General features: G+C 63.0%; 1 protein-coding gene. It reads right to left on the reverse strand.

All coding sequences use genetic code 11. From position 1 onward, the window contains the following. The coding region (locus tag OSB52_RS24640) for an IS481 family transposase (protein ID WP_262365943.1) at positions 1-828 on the reverse strand (828 nt) is incomplete at its 3' end. Positions 829-960: the final 132 nt, after the last annotated feature.

A 960-nucleotide genomic window follows, 5' to 3' on the forward strand; every position in this document is an offset into this window, starting at 1 on the left:
GATAGCCGTTTGCGCGGTCTCGATGGTGTCGAAGGCGCCAGTCTCGTCGAGAAGCTCCCGGCGCAATGTGCGATGGAATCGTTCGATTTTGCCGGTCGTGGTCGGTGACCGGCGTTTGGTCAACCGCGCGGTGATGCCGTACTCGCGACACGTCCGCTCGAAGAGCACCTCAACCGGCAACGGCCGCGTGTGTCTGCCGGTGAACTGGTTGCCGTTGTCGGTGAGCACCTCGAACGGCACGCCCCATCGATTCATCGCCCCGACGAACGCTTCACACACGGCACTGCCACTGGGCTGCTCGAGAACCGCGGCGACGGTGACGAAGCGGGAATGGTCGTCGATGCCGGTCAACAGTTTGCATTCCCGGCCGCCAGCCAGGAACACACCTCCAACCAGGTCGAGTTGCCACAGATGCATCGGAGCTTCCCGCTCCCATCGCTTGTAGACCCGTTTATGTAGCTGCTCTTGAGGATTGACCAATCCGTTGCGTACCAGCACGCGGTGCACCGTGGCCCGCGCGGGCGCGGGCGCATAAGGGTCGAGGCGTCCGAGTTCGTAGACGATGCGCCGGGCACCCCACCGCCGGTGGGTGCGTCGCATTTCGCAGATCGTCGCCTCCACTTGTGGAGAGATCTGGTTCGGGCTAGTACGCGGTCGGCGAGATCGATCCGATAAACCGCCCAGACCTGATGCGGCATAGCGCTTGCGCCACGCCGTGACCGTTTGGCGAGAGACACCGTAACGGTTAGCGACCTCGATGACCGGAGCACCGTCGGCGACTTCGGTGACCGCACGGAACCTGACCTCCACACGCACCCGTGCAGCGATCTCAGCATCGGATTCAGTCTCAGCAGAGAAGGACACCCCCCACACTCTGACTGCGACCACCGACAAGCGTGAGACGTCAACGATGTCCCGACGACACGACGTCAAGCATGTCCCGAGCCCTTACACGTCACA

Source organism: Gordonia aquimaris (genome assembly GCF_026262595.1).
Lineage (GTDB): Bacteria > Actinomycetota > Actinomycetes > Mycobacteriales > Mycobacteriaceae > Gordonia > Gordonia tangerina.